The sequence below is a fragment of the Pseudomonas pergaminensis genome, assembly GCF_024112395.2.
In the GTDB taxonomy this organism is placed as follows: Bacteria; Pseudomonadota; Gammaproteobacteria; order Pseudomonadales; family Pseudomonadaceae; genus Aquipseudomonas; species Aquipseudomonas pergaminensis.
In genome coordinates this window covers 1,289,359-1,309,869 of sequence record NZ_CP078013.2, presented here as the reverse complement: position 1 = coordinate 1,309,869, position 20,511 = coordinate 1,289,359, and the positions used below count along the sequence as shown (strand labels likewise).

Annotated in this window: 16 protein-coding genes; 5 read left to right on the top strand and 11 right to left on the bottom strand. The window is 60.5% G+C overall.

Translation table 11 applies throughout. The features are described from left to right. Window positions 1–102 precede the first annotated feature (102 nt). The 6 genes from KUA23_RS05845 to KUA23_RS05820 are packed head-to-tail and all read right to left on the bottom strand — an operon-like array spanning window position 103 to window position 7,348. The gene (locus KUA23_RS05845) at window positions 103–1,500 is read right to left on the bottom strand and encodes a sigma-54-dependent transcriptional regulator (protein ID WP_099494166.1); all 1,398 of its coding nucleotides are present in this window, start codon (window positions 1,498–1,500) and stop codon (window positions 103–105) included. Further along, window positions 1,490–3,259: a sensor histidine kinase gene (locus tag KUA23_RS05840; RefSeq protein ID WP_252993575.1), complete on the bottom strand. Its 1,770-nt coding sequence runs from the start codon at window positions 3,257–3,259 to the stop codon at window positions 1,490–1,492. The genes KUA23_RS05845 and KUA23_RS05840 overlap by 11 nt, the downstream gene beginning before the upstream one ends. Continuing rightward, window positions 3,259–4,383 carry a GNAT family N-acetyltransferase gene (locus tag KUA23_RS05835; RefSeq protein ID WP_252993574.1) on the bottom strand — a complete coding sequence of 375 codons (1,125 nt, stop codon included), beginning with the start codon at window positions 4,381–4,383 and terminating at the stop codon, window positions 3,259–3,261. The genes KUA23_RS05840 and KUA23_RS05835 overlap by 1 nt, the downstream gene beginning before the upstream one ends. A gap of 16 nt (window positions 4,384–4,399) precedes the next feature. Then, on the bottom strand, window positions 4,400–5,266 hold the full coding sequence (locus KUA23_RS05830; protein ID WP_214496556.1) for an alpha/beta hydrolase: 867 nt from the start codon (window positions 5,264–5,266) through the stop codon (window positions 4,400–4,402). Beyond that, complete coding sequence (locus KUA23_RS05825) at window positions 5,263–6,657, bottom strand: aspartate aminotransferase family protein (protein WP_078047105.1); 1,395 nt, start codon at window positions 6,655–6,657, stop codon at window positions 5,263–5,265. The genes KUA23_RS05830 and KUA23_RS05825 overlap by 4 nt, the downstream gene beginning before the upstream one ends. Continuing rightward, window positions 6,650–7,348: an MtnX-like HAD-IB family phosphatase gene (locus KUA23_RS05820; RefSeq protein ID WP_078047104.1), complete on the bottom strand. Its 699-nt coding sequence runs from the start codon at window positions 7,346–7,348 to the stop codon at window positions 6,650–6,652. The genes KUA23_RS05825 and KUA23_RS05820 overlap by 8 nt, the downstream gene beginning before the upstream one ends. Window positions 7,349–7,576: 228 nt before the next feature. On the opposite strand from KUA23_RS05820, the gene KUA23_RS05815 reads away from it, so the two are divergent. Then, a complete protein-coding gene (locus tag KUA23_RS05815; RefSeq protein WP_252993573.1) occupies window positions 7,577–8,347 on the top strand; it encodes a MipA/OmpV family protein in 771 nt (256 codons plus the stop codon). A gap of 56 nt (window positions 8,348–8,403) precedes the next feature. Beyond that, complete coding sequence (locus KUA23_RS05810) at window positions 8,404–9,270, top strand: fatty acid desaturase family protein (protein WP_252993572.1); 867 nt, start codon at window positions 8,404–8,406, stop codon at window positions 9,268–9,270. An 84-nt stretch (window positions 9,271–9,354) separates the two neighbouring features. Here the strand turns inward: KUA23_RS05810 and KUA23_RS05805 are convergent, their stop codons facing one another. The 5 genes from KUA23_RS05805 to KUA23_RS05785 form a co-directional block, all read right to left on the bottom strand. Then, entirely contained in the window at window positions 9,355–9,759 is a 405-nt protein-coding gene (locus tag KUA23_RS05805; protein ID WP_078047101.1) for an EamA family transporter, read from the bottom strand. Continuing rightward, entirely contained in the window at window positions 9,756–10,136 is a 381-nt protein-coding gene (locus tag KUA23_RS05800; RefSeq protein ID WP_010212789.1) for a DMT family transporter, read from the bottom strand. Before KUA23_RS05800 ends, KUA23_RS05805 begins: the two co-directional genes overlap by 4 nt. Then, complete coding sequence (locus KUA23_RS05795; protein WP_078047100.1) at window positions 10,133–11,053, bottom strand: arginase family protein; 921 nt, start codon at window positions 11,051–11,053, stop codon at window positions 10,133–10,135. Before KUA23_RS05795 ends, KUA23_RS05800 begins: the two co-directional genes overlap by 4 nt. A gap of 186 nt (window positions 11,054–11,239) precedes the next feature. After that, window positions 11,240–11,893, bottom strand: coding sequence for a DsbA family oxidoreductase (locus KUA23_RS05790; RefSeq protein WP_252993571.1), 654 nt, complete (start codon window positions 11,891–11,893; stop codon window positions 11,240–11,242). 55 nt (window positions 11,894–11,948) lie between these two features. Further along, a complete protein-coding gene (locus tag KUA23_RS05785) occupies window positions 11,949–12,968 on the bottom strand; it encodes an alpha/beta fold hydrolase (protein WP_252993570.1) in 1,020 nt (339 codons plus the stop codon). A 178-nt stretch (window positions 12,969–13,146) separates the two neighbouring features. On the opposite strand from KUA23_RS05785, the gene KUA23_RS05780 reads away from it, so the two are divergent. The 3 genes from KUA23_RS05780 to metR all read left to right on the top strand — a co-directional run bounded on the left by KUA23_RS05780 (window position 13,147) and on the right by metR (window position 19,755). Further along, window positions 13,147–13,878: a hypothetical protein gene (locus KUA23_RS05780; protein ID WP_252993569.1), complete on the top strand. Its 732-nt coding sequence runs from the start codon at window positions 13,147–13,149 to the stop codon at window positions 13,876–13,878. A 54-nt stretch (window positions 13,879–13,932) separates the two neighbouring features. Then, entirely contained in the window at window positions 13,933–18,759 is a 4,827-nt protein-coding gene (locus KUA23_RS05775; RefSeq protein WP_346356380.1) for a dermonecrotic toxin domain-containing protein, read from the top strand. A gap of 78 nt (window positions 18,760–18,837) precedes the next feature. Further along, window positions 18,838–19,755, top strand: coding sequence for a transcriptional regulator MetR (gene metR / locus KUA23_RS05770; protein WP_078047097.1), 918 nt, complete (start codon window positions 18,838–18,840; stop codon window positions 19,753–19,755). The last annotated feature ends 756 nt before the right edge of the window (window positions 19,756–20,511 follow it).

Sequence of the window (20,511 nt, the reverse complement as noted above, 5' to 3'; positions counted from 1 at the left end):
GGGAGCGGGCTTGCTCGCGAATGCGGTGGTTCAGTTGGAACATATTTGACTGACACACCGCTTTCGCGAGCAAGCCCCCTCCCACATTTGAACCTCAGTGTGTCAGCGGACGATCTTGTCGACCTGGATACCCAGCTTCTTCAGGCGATACCAGAAACTGCGCTCCGATATCCCAATCTTCGCCGCCGCCGCAGCCTGTACGCCGTTGCTCTCCTGCAACGCTGCCAGGATATAGGCCTTCTCGACCTCTGCCAGCGCCGCATCCAGGTCCTGGGGAATGCCCGGCCCATCGCTCAGAATCGCCGTCACACCGCCCTCGCTCGGCTTGGACGCAAACAGGTAACCCGGCAGGTCGATATCCTCGATTACCGGCGACGCCGCCACGATGGTCGCGCGCTCTACGCAGTTCTGCAGCTCACGGATATTACCCGGCCAGTGATACGCCGCCATAGCCTGCAACGCCTCCGGGCTGAAGCCAGTGATACGTTTGCCGGCGGTGGCACTCAGGGTGTGGGCGAAGTGGCGGGCCAACGGCGCGATGTCTTCCACCCGTTCACGCAAGGCCGGCAGCGGGATCGGGAAGACATTGAGGCGGTAATACAGATCTTCGCGAAACTCTTTGTTGGCCACCGCGTCCAGCAAATTCTTGTTGGTGGCGGCAATGACGCGCACGTCCACCTTGCGCTCGCGCGGGTCGCCCACCGGTTCGATCACCCGCTCCTGCAACGCCCGCAGGATCTTCGCCTGCAACGCCAACGGCATGTCGCCCACTTCGTCGAGAAACAACGTGCCCTTGTCGGCCTGTTGGAAGCGTCCTACCCGGTCGGCCACCGCACCGGTAAACGCGCCTTTGCGATGGCCGAACATTTCGCTTTCCAGCAAGCCTTCCGGGATCGCCGCACAGTTGACCGCAACGAAAGGCTGGTCGGCACGGCTGCCGTGTTTGTGGATGGCGCGTGCGACCATTTCCTTGCCAGTGCCGCTTTCGCCGGTCAGCAAGATGGTGGCGCTGCTGTCGCGCACCGAGTCCACGGCTTGCAGTACTTTGCGAAACGCCGGGCTGTCGCCCACCAGGCTGTCGAACTGCGCGTGTTCATCCAGCTCGGCACGCATGCGCGCGTTGTCGCGCATGATGTCGCGAAACTGCAGGGCCTTGGCCACGGTGATGTCCAGCTCGTCGATGTCGAACGGCTTGGCGATGTAGTCGTAGGCGCCGTTGCGCATCGACTGCACCGCGTTTTTCACCGTGCTGTAGGCGGTCATCACGATCACCGGCACATGGGGGTAACGCACCTTGATCTCGGCGAGCAGCGCCGGCCCGTCCATGCCGGGCATGCGCCAGTCGCTGATCACCAGGTCGATGTCTTCCTGCTCCAGCACCTTGAGCGCGTGCAGGCCGTTGCCGGCGATAAACACCTGCACATCGTTCTGGCCCAGGGCCGACGCCAGCAGGTCGCAGAGCTTGGGTTCGTCGTCGACTACCAGAATGTTATGCGTCATGACTGTCCTCGTCGTCTTCGCCAATCGCCGGAATGTACAGGCTGAAGGTGGCGCCGGCATCTTTCTCACTGGCACATTCGATGCTGCCGTCGTGACTTTCCATGATCGAATAGACTTTGGCCAGGCCCAGGCCGGTGCCAGAGGCCTTGGTGGTGACGAATGGCGTGAAGATACGCTCGATCATTTCCGCCGGGATACCTTGGCCGGTGTCGGCGATGCTGATCACGGTGTTGTCGTCCAGCGTGCGAATGCCCACGGTCAGGCGCCCGCCTTCGGGCATCGCGTCGATGGCGTTGAGGATCAGGTTGAGGCACGCCTGCTTGAGCTGTTTGGCGTCCGCGTAGATCGTCGCCCCCGGCGCCTGGTCATCGATGTGCGCGTCGATGTTATGGGTGGCCAGTTCCGGGGCGCAGAAACCGAGGATTTCCTCCACCAACGGGCGCGCAGGCTGCAACACGCGCAGCGGCGGGTTGGGCTTGGCGAAGTCGAGGAACTCGGTGATCAGGTCGTTGATGCGGCTGACTTCACTGATCACGTATTCCAGGTGGCGCTTGTCGGTGTCCGCCAGGTCGGCGCGGCGGTGCAGCAACTGTGTGGCCGTCTTGATGATGCCCAGCGGGTTGCGGATCTCGTGGGCCAGGCCCATGGCGACTTCACCCAGGGCATGCAGGCGATCACGCCGGCGCAGCTGGGCTTCGAGGTAATGCAACTCGCCCAGGCGTTCGGTCATATGGTTGAAGGTGCTGCTCAACTGCGCCAGCTCGTCGCCGCCACTGACCACCACGCGGTGCGCGTAATCGCCGGAGATCACCGCGCTCACGCCTTGGGACAGGTCTCGCAGCGGCTTGGTCAGGCGCCGCGACACCAACACCCCCGCCGCCAGCGACAATGCCGAGCTGAGCAGGAAGATCAGCACGAACAGGTTGCTCTGGTTCACCAGCCCCACCAGGCTGGTGTGGCGCAGCAGGCCGCTGAAAATCACGCCCTGCAAGTCGCCGGCGTCGTTGAAGATCGGCCAGTACAACCCACTGTAGTTATTGGTGAACTGCTCGCTGGGCTGCTTGGTGCTGCGCATCGCAGTTTCGACGTTCTTGGGGATGCGCGAGGGGTGATCCTCGAAGCGCTGGGTGGAGAAGATCTCGGAGAACCCATCGGGGTTGGCCAGGTACAGGCGCAGGTCGAGGGAATGCACATCGGCCACGCTGGTGAGGAAACTGCTGTCCAGGTACGTGGCCACCAGCAGCAGGTAATCGACGCCGTCCTGGGTGGTCTCGAAAGTGGACACCACGATCCCGGTGCTCACCCCGGCCACCTGCACGGTCTGCAACACCGCGTTGCTGGTCAGGCTGATCTGTTTGACGATGTCGTCGGAGGCGGTGCTGAACACCAGCTTGTGGTCGCTGACGCGGATCAGTGCGACCACGTCGATGTCCGTGGCATCGGCAATGTCGGCAGTCAGCCGGTCGTGCTTGGCCGCCTGCCGGTTGGAGGGCGGGCTGGTGTAGCGCAGGAACAGCTTGGCCATGCGCGCGTTGTCATGAAGGATGTCGCCGATTTCGTCCTTGACGATCTTGGTCGACTCCTGCAGCCAAATGCGCACGTTGCTGTCGAAGATCTGCGACAACGTGGTGGCGGCCAGCTCTGCTGCGATCATGGTGGGAATCACGCTGACCAACCAGAACGCCAGCACCAGCTTGCGCTGGACGCTCCAACGCGAAATGGCAAAGGGGCGGGCTTTCTGGCGGGTCTTGGTGATCATCAGGTTTCGCTTATCGCAGCAGCCATGGCAGGGTCGGAACGATCCGGTCGAATAAACAGTTTTACAAGCTTGAGCAGGCCGTTGACCAGCCGGTTGCGGTGGCGAAAAAACACACTGTTGCCCTGGAACTCGCAGCCCAGGCGCAGCTTACTGGCATACCCGGCCTGGCCGCACTCATACACGGCAATATTGTGTTGAATACAGTAGTCGACATTGGTCAGCCAACTGCGGAAGTACAGGTTGTAGTCGCGGGTGAACGCGACGTCATGCCCGAAAAACTTGTCCACCAGCCGGTGTTGGTCGACCAGCACCAGGTTGAACGCCACCAGTTGCTCGTCCACCCAGTAAAGAACACAGACCGCGCGCTCATCAAGCCGTTCGAGCACCGAGGTGAAGTAACCGGCTGGCAGCCGCTCGAACTGCAACTCGGCACGCGTGAGCGTGGCTTCGTACAGGCGCATGACTTCGGGCAGCACGTCGTCGATGTTGCGCCGCCATTCTACCCGCGGGCCCGGCGCGCGCAGCTTGCGGCGCAGGTCCTTGCGGGTGGATTTGCCCAGCGAGCCCAGGTAGGCATCCACCGAACCATAGGGCAGCGGCAACACGCCCGTGGGCAGGCTCGGCATGCTTTGGAAGCCCGCCGCCCGGCAACTCTCGAGCCAGTGCGGGTCTTTGCTCGGCGCATCCTTGACCGCCACCAGGCCGATGCCGAAGTCATCGGCATCCTGGCGAGCGGCCTGCAGCAGGTGCTTGAGCAACAGCGGACGCGGGGCATCCGGCACGCTGCTGGCGAAACCCACGTCACAGCGTTCGGCCACTGGCGATCCGAGGGCATACAGCCCCAGTTGCAAAAGCCCCGGCCACAATCGCTCCACACGCTCGGCCAAGCGCTTGCCGGCACCCGACACCGTGGTGTCGAGGCGATAATGCGTGATGAACGCGGCCGCCACCGCCACCAGCGTTCCATCTTGATAAACCGCGAGATAACGCCACTGAAAATCATCAATGGCGGCGTTTTCCACGGCAACGTAATAGTCCCAGTCCTCCAGGGCACCCGGGAAACAGTCGTTCCAGGCACTGCGCTGGATAGCCCGGATGGTCGGGAAGGCTTGGGCGGTGATCACATCGTGTCCTTAAGGCTTATGCCCGCTGTCGATAATCTTGAGGGGCCGGGATGGCCTGGGCATGCTGTTCGACGAACCCCGCACTCAATTCGATCACCCGGCGGTATTGCAGGTCGACGGTGATCATGTGGTAGCAGTTGTCCAACAGGATCTTGGTCACCGGCCCGCCGAGGTGGCGTTCCACGTAATCGGCGTTCCAGCGGCTGGTGATGTCGTCCTCGATGGAGTGCAATACCAGCGCCGGTACGTTGATCGACGGCATGCGTTTTTTGACCACGGCGTTCATCCAGTGCAATTCACGCACTGTCACGCCCTCCATCGTCAACAGGCCCGCCTCGCTGCTTTCGCCTTCCTTCATTTGCCGTTCAACGATGGCGCGCAGGCGTTCATTCTTGATGCCGTAGGGCGGCTTCTCGGTGAATCGAAACAGGCGTACGCCGAACGGGATACGGATGAGCAACGGCGTGATGAACGCCATTTTGTTGATGCTCCACCCGTCGTACTTGAGCGTGGTGGAATACATCAGCAAACCGGCCACCTGGCCCGGATGCTCCGACGCCAGGTACATCGACATCACCGCGCCCATCGACAAGCCGCCGACAAACACCTGCGCGTGGCGTTGCTTCACGCCCACGAAGGTCTTGCGCACGCCTTCGTACCAGTCCAGCCAGCCCGTGGCCTGCAGGTCACTGTTGTCACCGCAGTGCCCGGCCAGGGTGGGCACGTACACCGTGCAGTTGCCCGCCTTGGCCAGGCCCTTGGCGACCTGGCGCAATTCCGTCGGGGTGCCGGTCAGGCCGTGGATCAACAGGATCCCGACCGGGCCGTCACCGAGAACGAAGCCGGCGGTACCTTCACCGAGGTCGATCTCTGCTGTGTTCACCGGTTGGTCGCCCGCACCAGCAGTTGCTCGAGCAGCTTCAGGCCCAGTTCGATTTCCGGGTAGCTGATTTCCAGGGACGGTGCCAGGGTGATCACGTTCTTGTAGTAACCGCCCACGTCGAGGATCAGCCCGAGTTTCTGGCCGTCCACCACCATGTCGCCCTTCATGCCTTCTTCGACCATGTAGTCCAGGGTCGCCTTGTCTGGCGTGAAACCATCCGGGCCGCAGATTTCGCAGCGCAGGGCCAGGCCCAGGCCGTCGACGTCGCCGATGATCGGGAAACGTTTTTGCAGGTCTTGCAGGCCTTCGAGGAAGAATTTGCCCTTGGCCATGACCATCGCGCCGTAGTCGACTTCGTTGGTCATCTTGAACATTTCCAGGCCGACCGCCGTGCCCAACGGGTTGGAGGCGAAGGTGGAGTGGGTGGAACCTGGCGGGAAGACCTTCGGGTTGATCAACTCTTCACGGGCCCAGATGCCACCCAGCGGGTTGAGGCCGTTGGTCAGGGCCTTGCCGAACACGATCACGTCCGGTTGCACGTCGAAGTGCTCGATCGACCACAACTTGCCGGTGCGGTAGAAGCCCATCTGGATTTCGTCGGACACCATCAGGATGCCGTGCTGATCCAGCACCTGCTTGAGTTCGCGGTAGAAGTTCATCGGCGGGATCACGTAGCCGCCGGTGCCCTGGATCGGCTCGACGTAAAACGCGGCGTATTCGCTCTGGCCGACTTTCGGGTCCCACACACCGTTGTATTCGGTCTCGAACAGGCGGGCGAATTGCTGCACGCAGTGGCTGCCGTATTCTTCCTTGGTCATGCCTTTAGGGCCACGGAAGTGGTACGGGAACGGAATGAACTGCGCACGCTCGCCGAAGTGGCCGTAGCGGCGACGGTAGCGGTAGCTGGAGGTGATCGACGAGGCGCCGAGGGTACGCCCGTGGTAGCCGCCTTCGAAGGCGAACATCAGGCTCTTGCCGTTGGTGGCGTTACGCACCACCTTCAGGGAGTCTTCGATGGACTGCGAACCGCCGACGTTGAAGTGCACGCGACCGTCGAGGCCGAATTTCTTCTTGGCGTCCACCGCGATCATTTCCGACAGCTCGATCTTGCCCTTGTGCAGGTACTGGCTGGCGATTTGCGGCAGCGTGTCGATCTGCTGTTTCAGCGCATTGTTCAGGCGCGGGTTGGCATAGCCGAAATTGACCGCCGAGTACCACATCTGCAGGTCGAGGTAGGCCTGGTCTTCGGTGTCCCACACGTAGGAGCCTTCGCAGCGGCTGAAAATACGGGGTGGTTCGATGTAGTGAACGGTGTCGCCGTAGGAGCAATACTTGGCTTCTTTATCCAGAAGAACCTGGTCTTCGGCGGTAGCGATACGGATATCAGACATGGTGGAAGAGTTCCTGGTTGTCAGCAGTAAAGGAGTTGGCGTTGGCGGCGATGCCTTGTGGCAGCAGCGCCAGCAATGCCGGCACTTCGGCGAAGGTGTCGAAGCGCGCGTGTGGGATGTCGTGGGCCACGCAGTAGTCGGCGAGGCTGCCCTTGGCAAACACAAAGTCGGCGGTGGAGGCCACGCACATGTCGGACTTGCCGTCGCCGATCACCAGCACGCGCTTGTTGCGCGGCGTGGACTTGCACTTGCAGTTGCCGGAGGCGGCACGGCAGGCATCGCTGGCATACGGGAAGTCGATGCGCCAGCTGTTCTGGTCGACCTGGCGCAGGCGGTTGGCGAGGATCGGCAGCAGGGTCACGTAGTTGCGTGACAGAATCCGCGCAATGCCCTGCTCGATGCCGTCGCTGACCACTTCGATGGATGCACCCAGGCCGATCACGTGGTCGACGAAATCCGGGAAGTCCGGGTCGATCTCGACGCTGTCGAAATACGAAAGCAGCTCGGAGGGGGTGGCCTTGATCAGCGCCAGTTGGCGGCTCAGGCATTCGCGTGAACCGATATGCCCATCCAGCCATTCCTGTTCGATGGTTTCCCACTCGGGGCCGGCGAAGCGTTGGAGGACGTTGTCGATGACATCGGTGGGGGTGATGGTCCCGTCGAAGTCACACACGATATGCCATTGGATCATCGTTGTTTACCTTGGAGGAGCGCGCTGTGTGCGCTTGCAAAAAGGTGTAGAGCAGGGACTGTGCCAACTGGCGCAAGCCCAGCGGGGCTGGGGCTTGGCTCGGCTTCGAGGGTGATTTGTGTCGCAGGAGCTACAATTTTTGTAGCTTGCTACAAACAAGATGAGTGCTTGCGCGGGGTCGATGCTTTGCGCGTTCATGCGCACGTAATCAATCAAGGAACAGTGACCATGTTGAGGATCACTTGCGCTGCACTGGCCGGTTTACTGGGCCTCTGGAGCGTTTCGAACGCGGCTCAGGCCGCCGGTATCACCGGCGACGTCGGCGCAGGCGTCAGCTACCAGCCCCATGACCCTACCGGCAGCCGCTACGAAACGCGGCCCGTTCCCTACGTCGATCTGGACTGGGGCACTGTCAGCCTGAGTACCGACGACGGCTTGACCTGGAGCGCCTTGGACACCAACGGTTTTACCGCCGGCCCGTATATCAATTACCTGCAGGGGCGCACCTCGAACGGCTCGCTGCAGGGCTTGCGCAATGTGTCGGACATGGCCGAGGTAGGCGGTTTCGTTCAGTACGCACCGGCTGATTTCTGGCGGGTGTATGCACAGCTGGGCCAGGCCGTCGGCGGCGGCCATTCGCAGAGCGGCGCGCTGGGCAAGGTCGGCGGCGAATTGGGCTACCCGTTGGGCAGCGGTGTGATCGGCAGCAGTGGCCTGGTGGCGCACTTCGCCGATGCCCGCCAAACCCAGACGTTTTTCGGCGTGGATGACAACGAGGCAGCCGCTTCGGGCTTTCGGCCGTACAACGCCAGCGGCGGCTTCCAGAACGTGACGCTGACCCAGAGTTTCGAGTTTCCGCTGGCGGCCAAATGGTCGTTGCTGACCAGCGCGAGCTGGGTGCATCTGGTGGGCTCGGCGGCGGACAGCAGCATCGTCCGGCAGACCGGCGAAGTGAACCAGGGCCAGGTGCAGACGGCCATCAGCTACACATTCGATTGAGGTTGGTCTGGGGTTTGCAATGAGGTGCTGGAATCCATTTTTCCAGGACACTCTTCATGGCTCGCCCCGCTTACCGCCTGCTGCATCACTCGCTCTGGGACCTCGTGCCCATCGCCCTGGGCCTGGCGCATTTCGCCTTTGTCATCTGGCTGGTTGCCGCCTTCCATCGCCTGAGCTGGTGGGCGCTGGTGCCCCTGGCACTGATCTACGCGATCAGCTTGTCGTGGAGCATCAACAGCATCTCCCACAACCAGATCCACAACGCCTACTTCACCCATCGCGCGATGAACCGGGCCTTCGACCTGCTGCTGTCGATGACCATCGGTTTTTCCCAGACGCTCTACCGCGATATCCACAACCGCCATCACCGTGGTAACGCCGACCTACCGGGGCCGGATGGCACAACCATCGACCCGCTGTCGATCTACCAGCGCGGCCACAATGGCCAACCAGAAAACCCGTGGGCCTATACCTTCCTGAGTTTTTTCCGCGACGATCCCAAGCCGTTCTATGACGAGATGAAGCGCAAACGCCCGGCCGATGCACGCTGGGTCAAAGTCGAGATCATCGTGACGGTGGCGTTCTATGTCGCCCTGGCGTTCTACAACTGGCAGGCGGTGCTGTGGCTGTTGCCGGTCTGGTACCTGGGCCAGTGCCTGTCGTCGCTCAATGGCTACTACGAACACTTCGGCGGCAACCCGGACCTGCCGATTGCCTGGGGCGTGAGTTCCTACAGCGTGCTGTACAACCTGATCTGGATGAACAACGGCTACCACGCCGAGCACCACTACCGACCGAAGATGCACTGGACCAAGGTGAAGGCGTTTCATCGGGAGATTGCCGAGCAACAGCGTGAGGCGGGGGTGAAGCAGCTTCCAGTGTCACACGGGTTGGGCTTTCTGGTGGCGCACAGAAAACCCTGACTCGCCACTAACCCCTGTGGTGAGCAGGCTTGCCCTGCGCGAGGCAAGCTCGCTCACCACAAAAATCAAACCAGGCCAACGTGATCAGTTTTCTTCGCCTTCGGCCAGCAGGGCGATGCCGGCGATAATCACCGCCACCCCCACCCAGTGCAGCGGGCTGATATGTTCCCCCAGCCCCAGCCACGACCCCAGCAACACCACCACAAACACCAGTGAGCTCAGCGGAAACGCCAGGGACAGGCTGCTGCGCCGCAGGATCAGCATCCACACGAAAAACGCACCGATGTAGCTGGCGATCGCCGCCAGGATCCCGGGGTTGCGCGCCACTTCACCCAGCCACTGCCAGTTGAAATCCATCTGCCCCAGTTGATCCCCGGCCACTTTGGTAAACAGCTGACCGGCGCTTTCGGTGCAGATCAACAAGGCCCACAGCACCACCGTGCCGAAGCGCCCGTGCAGCCATCCGGTATTCATCGTTTGCGTACTCATGCCTGGCTCCCTGCAATCGCCACCAACATCACTCCCAAGGTAATCACCAGCGTGCCCAACCAACGGCGGCGGCTGACGGTCTCGCCCAACACCACTTTGCCCGCCAGCACCACCCCGCAATAGGCCAGCGCGGCGGCCGGAAACAATAGGCTCAAGGGCGCGCGGGACAAGGCTTCGAGCCACACGAAAAATTCGATCGCATAAGCACCGATCCCGGCCCACAGCAACGGCGCATTGAACACTTGGCCCCAGAACGCATTCAGGCGAAAGCCGCCGTCCAGCTCGGGCAAACGGTCCAGGCCGATCTTGAAACACAGCTGGCCGATCACATCGAGCACGATGGAAAACGCCACCAGCAACACCACGGTCAAGGTCACGGGAACAGCTCCTCAAACAGATCAATCAAGGCTTCATTGGTGGCAGCGTTACGCTGCAGGTCTTGCGCGCTCCAGCGCTCGGGTGGTGGCTGGTCCGACTTGGCTTCCCAGCGCTTGAACGCGTTGCTGAAAGCCGGCTGGGCGAACTCGCCGCATACATCAATGCCGATGATGCGCTTGCGCGCGGCCAAGGCCCGCAGGGCTTGCAGCAGGTGGGTCAGGCGCATGCCGCCCTGGTCCCAGTTGGTGGCCGCGTCTTCACTGGCGAGCACGTCTTTGTCGAGGGTGATCCAGATCGCTTCGGTGGGCAGGCTGCTGATCATCTGCTCCAGGAAAGCCGCCCAATCCAGCTCGGCCAGGTTGCGCCAGTGCAGGTGGTCTTCCTGCTGACGATGGCCGGCGCCGTCCCCGACCCGCCCCCAGACTTTCGAGGGCGCGTGCTGCCAGGGAAACAGCTGCAAGTGCCCGCGCTTGAGGGCGCCAAGGTTGCCGCCGCGCAGTTGCGGGTTATGCAGGTCATCGCTGCAGGGGCCGAGGGTGACGATGCGTTTGATCGCCGGCATTTTCAGCGCGCGATTGACCCACGAACCACAGTGGCGCTTGGGCGCAAAGCGCACCCAGTCGGGGTGGTTGTCGAAGTGGATCAGGCTGATCGGTTCTTTGAGATCGGCGAGAAACGCCGGCGTGAGGTGATGGTAATCACCCGAGCCGACAAACAGGATTTCCGGGCGCGCATCCGTGGGCCGGGGCCGTTGGGCCATGCGTTCGGCGAAGCGCTTCCAGGTTTTTTCGGTGGACCACAGGCGCAGCTTGGGGCCCAGGTCGAGCAGGTCGATACGGTGGGCGCGGCCATTGGCCAAACGCCGGGCAATCGGCGCCTGGCCCGTGAGGCTGTGGTCGAGGTCAAGAATGTTCAAGGCAGTGTCCCCTAAGGCTTTAGGGGGTCAATGCAAAGGACGGGCCAGCACTTATTTCAAGAACCATTGAATAACACATGTGGGAGGGGGCTTGCCCCCGATGGCGGCGTATCAGTCAAGGATGTTCTAACTGATCCACTGTCATCGGGGGCAAGCCCCCTCCCACATGTTGAACTCCGTTCGGCTTTAGTTTTTCGCGTCGTTGATGATCTGGCGAATGGCACCGACAAAGGCTTCCGCTGGCTGGCCACCGCTGACGGCGTACTGGTCGTTGAACACGATGGTCGGCACCGAGCTCACGCCACGGGAGATCCACAGCTGCTCTTGCTCACGCACTTCGGCGACGTATTCGTCGGAGGCGAGAATCTCGGCTGCGCGTTTGATATCCAGGCCGACACTTTCGGCGATGATCGCCAGGGTGGCGTGGTCGGACGGGTCCTGCCCATCGGTGAAGTACGCCTTGAACAGCGCTTCCTTGAGGTTGTACTGCAAACCTTCGAGCCCGGCCCAGTGCAGCAGGCGGTGTGCGTCGAAGGTGTTGTAGATGCGGCTCTGGCCATCGGTGCGAAAGGCAAAGCCCAGCTCGGCGCCCATGTCGCGGATGCGCGCACGGTTGGCCTGGGATTCTTCAGCGGTGGAGCCGTATTTCTCGGTGATGTGCTCGACGATGTTCTGACCGATGGCAGGCATGTTCGGGTTCAGTTCGAACGGTTGGAAATGGATCTCGGCCTGCACCTCGGCGCCAAGCTGGTCAAGGGCTTCGGTCAGCCCGCGCAGGCCAATGATGCACCAGGGGCAGGACACGTCGCTGACGAAATCGATTTTCAGGGGAGTACTCATGACAGGCAACCTCGCAGGCGCAAATGGGCCACAAAGGTTGCACGATACACCAATGTCACAGCAGCTTCGAAGGGCCGACCGGATCGATCTGCGCCCAGTGCGCCGCGTCTTCACGATGGGCTTGCAGGTACGGCAGCACTGCCGCCAGCAACGGCGCCTTGAACGCTTCCTGGAAACGATGGGCCAGGCCGGGGATCAGTTTCAACTGGCTGCCTTGTATATGCGCCGCCAGGTGCACGCCGTGCATCACCGGCAGCAGCGGGTCGGCGGTACCGTGCACCACCAGCGTCGGCACGCGCAATTGGTTGAGCAAGGGCACGCGGCTCGGCTCGGCGAGGATCGCCATGATCTGGCGCTTCACGCCGTCCGGGTTGAAGGCCCGGTCGTAGGACAGCGCCGCCTGGTGCAGCAAGGCCTGGCGATCATCCTTCACGTTCGGGCTGCCCAGTGCGGCGAGCAGATCCGCCTGTTGCTCCAGCGCCACTTCACGGTTCGGCGCGCTGCGCCGCGACAGCAATTGCACCAGCGCCGCATTCGGCGCCGGCAGGCCTTCGGCACCGGAACTGGTCATGATCAGCGTGAGGCTCTCGACCCGCTGCGGCGCCATGGCGGCCAGGTGCTGGGCGATCATCCCGCCCATGCTCGCGCCCAGCACGTGGAATTGCTCGATCTGCAAGGCGTCCATCAAACCGATGGCGTCATCGGCCATGTCAGTCAAGGTATAGGGCGCCGCCACTGGCAGGCCAAGCTTGTAGCGCAGCACCTCGAAGGTCAGGTTGGCGCTCGCAGGCGCCTGGCGCCACGTGGACAGGCCGACGTCGCGGTTGTCATAGCGGATCACCCGGAAACCTTGCTGGCACAGGGCGACGACAACTTCGTCGGGCCAGTGGATCAACTGCCCACCCAGGCCCATCACCAGCAGCAAGGCCGGATCGGACGCACGGCCGATGCTCTGGTAGGCGATGCTCACCTGAGCCAGGTCGACCGTTTGGGTCGGGACATTGACGTCACATCGAGAAGCCGCAAAAGACGGCAGGCCGAACAGTACAGCGGCCAGTAAAAGCAACACGCGCATGAAAAACACCGAAACGCAGAACCCCAGTAGAGCGCGAGTCTGATGAAGTTTGTTCAAGCGCGCTGCCACACTTGCGTGACATTTTGATGAAGCCCGCTCAACGGTCGTCCGCTATTTATATCCCACCCTGGGTCATGGCCATCGCTCTCTAATCCTTCTTAAATGAAGGAGCGACCCCATGACCAACATCCAAGACCTCAACGTGTACGAGTTCGGACTATCACACCTGCTTTTGCCGGCGAGCATTGACGAAAACCTGCTGCTGGACGCCACACAACGCTGGCAAAGTTGCTACGAAGACATGCGCGAGTTTATGGCTGGCACGCCATCGGTACGCACAGTGATCAACCAGATGCTCCAAGAACACTTGACGCTGGACGGCGAGCGCGTTGGGCTGAGGTTCCTGGCAACTGAAGCGCGTAGTTCAAGCATCATCTCCCTGTACGAAGCCTGCCTTTACATGCAACAGCATCCCTTTTTGGATACGAGCCAAGTACCCGAGGGCCAACTCATCCACCTACCGGCCAACCACCGTTTTTCAGGCTATACGGTGCCCATGTTGCTCGATGAGCTCAGAGGGTTGGATCTGGAGCAGGCAATCAAGGATGCCTGGACCCGGCACTTTTTAAACAACCGAGCGCCCCGCCAACCGGTTTCATGTCATGCAAGGGCGACCGAACTGTACAAGATCCACTTCGAGGCCTCGGGCGATGTACTGCTGGCCCAAGGCTCGATAAATGCCACGGCGCTCAACCCGATGTTTGCCCTTATTGATCCCCTCCTGGCAGCACCTGGGAGCGAAAATATCTGCATCGAACACATCGTGCTAAAGCGCCCCGCTGCCGATGCACGCGTCTTGCCTGGGTCATGGGTGTTTACCCTTGATACCGACCAGCCGGTCAGCCAGTAGCTGTACTTACCCGCACATCAACCGGCGTGGCGCACGTTCGCCAAACGTACGGACATGGAGCGTTGGTTGATCGATCAGCAACAAGCCTTGTTTTCGACTCCGAACTCCGATCCCCTCGCTACGATTGACTATCGTCTCAAGACCAGGCCGCTGGAAACCGGTATCAGCGACTGGCTGAATCTATTGGCCGAGGCCCAATATCACGAAGCGATCAAGCCCGTCCCCGGTTTCGAAATCGATAATGCCAACATGGCACGACTGCCCATCGAAGCATTTGATAAACAGCGCCAGAGCCAATCACTGTTTGCCCTGGCACCTGAACAGCCGAAACCCACCCCCCTTGAGGAGGAGATGCTCTCGCAGTTCGGCCAGCTCTACCCAAGCCTGCCATTGAGCCAACGCCAGGCCCAAGTGCTGCAACAACGCACCGCCCTGGACGGCCTGCTCGACAAAGATGATTCTGTAACCAACCGCAAAACGCGCTTGCAGCAATTCCAGCAGCAACTCGATAATTTGCGAGTACAACAGGACGCATCAGCCGTCGCAGCACGCCTCATGCTGAAAAGACGCACCCACGATGTGGCAACCCTCAATACCCAATTTACCGCTCTTTACAATGCGCGCGTAGCGGGGCTAAGAATCGAAGCGCAAATTCAGCATGCGTTGAACCAAATCAGCGCCGATGAGCTGAAACTGCTGGAGGTCATCCTTGATTCGCCCGTGGCCGAAGAGCGATTCATTGAAGTAGCGGTCTGTTCGATGAGCCTCTCGGTCACCGAACAGACCAATACCACCAAAAAAATCACTGAGAGCGAGCTCAAAGGACCGCTGGTATTCACTGCCGCAACCGACTTGAAACTACCGTCGACATCCGCCGCCAGTTACTTGGTTTACTGGCCGGGCACTGGCGGGGGCTTGCAACGCTTCGCGTCCCGACAAGCACTGCAAGGAGCCTTGTTCAACATCGCGCCCCAGGACGACCGGCTTGCCTTGGCGCTCAAGGAGCTGACCGACAACCCCTTCGAACACAGCCTCAGACTTCAGCAAGTCAATTTTGAGGAACGTGCGGCGCAGTTGCGCTTGACCTATGCCACCCCGGACGATGCCGACAAACTGGTCGAACGCCTGGAAAAATTACGCGAAGAAACCGTCGAAATGCTCGTGGTGCCCGAGCACAGCGCCCGCGAAGCGGCGTTTTTGGAAATCGTGGAGCAGAACAACAGCAGTCATCTGGCGGCAAGCATCCCGACCTGGCTGGACAAGCAAACCGAGGAACAGCGGGAACTGCTCAGGACTCGGCTCAAGGCGTACATTCCCGCACTCAAGCGCTCCCAGGCCTTGCTCGACCAATCTCTGCCCTCACGGGATGAATTCGTCAGGCTTAAGATCGATTCACGCTTGCGCAAAGACTTCTCCATCACCCAGGATTTTACCGTAGAAGTGGACCTGCCTGATTCGACAAGGGATATCCGAGATCCCGTAACCGGCGGCAGCGGAGTGGGCGGAACCCCAATCAAGATAATCACCGCACCCAGCCTGAAACGCAGCAAGATGTCGCTTGATGAACTGGCCGTGAGGAACATCGACAGCAGCATGGGCAAGCGGCTGCACTACATGACCCTGGACGTGACGGCTGACAACACCGCGGAGTTCGACAGGCTCAAGGCGGGTATAGACGCTGCCTACCTGGTCAAGATGGTCCAGGACCTCAACCTGGCCAACGCCTACGAAAAGCGAATAGTCCAAGCCTTCAGAGGTACCTCCCAGGAGTCGGCATTCCAATTGAACTACCGCCGTGAATGCCTGGCGGAACCACTGCGCTTGATGCTCCAGACTCAAGGCCAGTTGGCGTTCATGCAAAACCATATCAACGCTGACGAGCGCCTGGTGTGGGACACCGCGATCGACGCCGATACGCAGCAAGCATGGGAGGTCGGCACCCAACGTATTGCCCTGCTGCCGGCAATACTGGTCGATGACAGCGACACTAACCGCTATGGCACAGTCACGCTCTCAGGTATCAGCTTCATTCAGGAAAAAATCTCCGGGATGACGTTACTTTACCTGCCCGATGCGCCGGATGATCGATGCTTGCAGCGCTTCGACAGCCTGGAACTGGCGCGCAGGAAACTGTTTGATCTCTGCAGTATCGACACCATGGCCGAGTACGTGGCAAGCCGTGCCTTGACAGGAGAGCTCCAGTCTCACCTCAACCGCATTGACCAGGCCACGGTCAAACACTATGACGCGATCATCGGTGTCGGCTCCCCCTGGCCAGTCACTACTTCGCTGGCAGCTCATCAATTGGATGCCCACATGGGACGCCTGATCGAGAGCAATCGACAGTACGCTCGCTCCAATGAGGACCTGGCGGATGAGAAATACGCGCTCAAATCAGGTGGTCTGTTCAACGGCATCAAAATCGCGGTGAGTTTTCTTCCACTGATCGGCACCGCGGTTTCCCTCGTCGATGCCACCACTAGCCTTTACGCTGCGGTCGATGCCCTCAGGAAAGGCGACATGCACCACGGCATCGAGCAACTGGCCTCGGTGTTCGAATGCCTGGTGTATGCAGGCATGGACGCGCTGACCTTTGCCGCCGTGCCTGCGGCACGGCCCAACACCGCCAAAACGTTGATGCTGCAGCGCCAACTCAAACACATACTGCGCCCTGACTTCTGGCGCAACCTGAAGTCACGCCAGGCGAAAACCCAGGTTCATCGTTTCGCCGGCTACGAATTCGATCAACTACTCGAGCTCGGCAGCCTGCAAGCGGTGCAAACCGGTCCTTATCGCCACACGCTACGGCATACATCCGGCGAGCATTTCATCGCGGACGGTGGACGTTACTTCAAAGTGAAGTTTGAACCAACAGCCCATGAAATGCGGCTGGTCGCCAAGGGGAAAACCTACTCGCCGGTCATTGCCTTTGACGAAGCGCAGCAATGGAACACTTACTCGGCGCTGCATGGCGGCTATCTCACCGGGTATAGCGGCGGCAGCCGACGAGGACAGGGAACATCGCGTGCGGGTTCGCGCGTGCCAGCCGCTGTGGAGCAGCAGACTCCGCCAGCGGTAGCCACCGTACACACGCAACGCCAGGCAACACTCAACGATCTTGATAGGCTCTCCAAAAAGCTCGGCGCACAAGTTGAAGTGACCAACCGCGATACGATGAGATTGGACAACGAATTCAGTACCGCCACCACCGCGACAGGCACGACATCGAGGCACCAAGCGACCAAGGCACTGGACCTGCGCTTGATCGAAGACGCTGACCTCGCCAAACAGGTATACGCGTTGAATCAAACAGCCGCCGGGTTCCTAGGCAGTACATTGCAGCAGACCGTCGCCAAAAGTCAAAACTGGGCGGCCATGATAGTGGGCAATCGTTACGCGCTTCGGGCATTGAACGCCAAGCGACGAATACTTGGCTTGCAGGGTGACTTTACGCAGTTAAAGAACCGCATGAAGGCAATGTCCCCCGACGGCGCTGAATACCTGCACGCTGAAAAAGTGCTCAAGCAATATCGAATTGAAATGCTTGATGAGCTGAAACAGGTAGAAATCATGCTTGGAGAAGTGACTGGCTGGTTGGACCGCATAACCTTCCCGTCCATGAGGGCAGAAGTGATCAAATTTGCATCGCCGTTGCAGATAATTTTCACCGAGCACCGTACGCAGCTGGCAAAGGCCGAAATGTTGTTGGAACTGCTGCGTGCTGAACGCCAACCGGGGAACCCTAGCTGGATCTATCAAGAAAGGGTGTTGGAACTGGCCACCGACAAACTGAAACGCACCATCGCCGCCCACCGGGAACTTCCCACGGCCAACATCAGTAAGGCCCAGCGCAACCAAGTGCTAAGCAACACCCTCGAGGCTTATGAACTGTTTCACCTCGATCTGACAACCTGGAACGCCATGTCACCCAGCCACTTTGACGCGAACTATGTTTCACAGATGCTGGACTCCCTGACCCAACTCATGGAGCGAGCACGCAAGGGCATAAAAAAAGCCTACACCGCCCCCCAGGCAGAACACACCAAAACGCTCTTTGAAACCGAGGATGGACAGGTTCTGGTGGGCACTGAGAAACCGGCGCAACAGCAATCACCGAGACAATTTATTGTGGAGGACAGCGAGGGCAAACCTGTGGAGGTGTGGGAGCAAATGTCCGGCAGCCAGCGATACCGCTTGAACGCCGAGCTGAGCCAGCCCAAGACTCAGCCCCCGGCGCTGCCTAGCGACCTGCCGACCATGGTGACCGAAGCCCAGGCCCGTTTAGCCGCCGTGGATGCCTTCGAAAACAAAGTCCGCGCTTACCAAACGATGGAACCGATCAACCTTGAGCACATGTTAGTCAGTGAAGCCGAGGCCTTGGAACTTCGAGCCAACCAGCTACAAGGCCTATCCCCCACGCACCCACTAATCGAACAACTGCGCAGTCGGGCAACCCCCCTCAGGCCCGCCGGACAAGCCCTGCGTATCGAGCGTACGCTGGCCAGCAAGAAACCGACCGAAGGCTATCTGGACTACTTGATGGAACACAATCGCGTTGAGATCCGCAAAGTCGGCATTCGCCGCGGGCAGACACAAAAACGCCCCGACGGAGAAACCGACTACTTTCAGGAATATTCCATTCACGACACAGCCAGGCCGCAGGACGCACCAAGCTGGTTCGCCCACTTTCACTACGTGAAGGCCAACTCAGCGTTCGATACCTTTGCCAAAGCGCACCTGAAAATCGCTGCGGAACGGTATCGGGGTCTGCACTGGCAAATGAAGAAGAGCGGCAAGGGTGTGCAATTCGCCGACCTGACTATATGGCGCGGCAATATCGGCAAATACTATGCAAAGAAACACTTCGAAGCCCTGAACTGATTTAAATCACGCAACGGCCAACATGAATAGTTTTCAATGTTTTATCATTAAGCACAAAATTCATTCATGGAGGCCGTCGTGCTGGAAATCCGTCATCTCAAAACCCTGCACGCCTTGCGCGAAGCCGACAGCCTGGTGGAAGCCGCCGAGCGCCTGCACCTGACGCAGTCGGCGCTGTCCCACCAGTTCAAGGAGCTGGAAGAACGCCTGGGCATGCCGCTGTTCGTGCGCAAGACCAAGCCGCTGCGCTTCACCAGCGCCGGCCTGCGCCTGCTGCAACTGGCCGACGCCACCCTGCCGCTGCTGCGCGGTGCGGAACGCGACATCGCCCGGTTGGCCGGCGGCACTGCCGGGCGCCTGCACATGGCGATCGAGTGCCACAGCTGCTTCCAGTGGCTGATGCCGACCATCGACCAGTTCCGCGATGCCTGGCCGGAGGTCGAACTGGACCTGGCCTCCGGCTTTGCCTTCGCGCCGCTCCCAGCCCTGGCCCGCGGCGACCTGGACCTGGTGGTGACCTCCGACCCGCTGGAGTTGCCCGGCATTACCTACGTGCCGTTGTTCACCTACGAAGCCATGCTCGCGGTCGCCAACCAGCACCCGCTGGCGCACAAACCATACGTCGTGCCGGAAGACCTGCTGACCGAAACCCTGATCACCTACCCGGTCGAGCGCGACCGCCTGGACATCTTCACCCGCTTCCTCGAACCCGCCGACGTAGAACCGGCCCAGGTGCGCACCTCGGAACTGACCGTGATGATGATGCAATTGGTGGCCAGCGGCCGTGGTGTGTGCGGCATGCCCCATTGGGCGCTGCATGAATACAGCTCGCGCGGTTACGTGAAAGGCAAGCGCCTGGGTGAGAAAGGCTTGTTTGCAACGCTGTACGCGGGGATTCGCGCAGACATGCTGGATGCGCCGTATATGCGCGACTTCCTGCTGACCGCCAAGGACACCTCATTCTCCACCCTCGATGGGGTCAGCGCGGTGCGCTGAACCCTGCACCGCCTCGTAAACGAAGAGATCGCCTGGGTGTGCCTGAGGTACCGAGGTGCCTGCATCGCCGGCAAGCCAGCGCCTACAGTTAGATCGTGGGGTGACAGTTAAATTGTGGTCGTCTGCCGGGCCGCCTTCGCAGGCAAGCCAGCTCCCACATTTTGATCGTGGGGTGACAGTTAGATAGTGGTCGTCTGCCGGGCCGCCTTCGCAGGCAAGCCAGCTCCCACATTTTGATCGTGGGGCAACAGTTAGATAGTGGTCGTCTGCCGGGCCGCCTTCGCAGGCAAGCCAGCTCCCACATTTTGATCGTGGGGCAACAGTTAGATTGTGGTCGTCTGCCGGGCCGCCTTCGCAGGCAAGCCAGCTCCCACATTTTGATCGTGGGGCAACAGTTAGATTGTGGTCGTCTGCCGGGCCGCCTTCGCAGGCAAGCCAGCTCCCACATTTTGATCGTGGGGCAACAGTTAGATAGTGGTTGTCTGCCGGGCCGCCTTCGCAGGCGGGCCAGCTCCCACATTTTGATCGTGGGGCAACAGTTAGGTAGTGGTTGTCTGCCGGGCCGCCTTCGCAGGCGGGCCAGCTCCCACATTTTGATCGTGGGGCAACAGTTAGATTGTGGTCGTCTGCCGGGCCGCCTTCGCAGGCAAGCCAGCTCCCACATTTTGATCGTGGGGTGACAGTTAGATTGTGGTCGTCTGCCGGGCCGCCTTCGCAGGCAAGCCAGCTCCCACATTTTGATCGTGGGGCAACAGT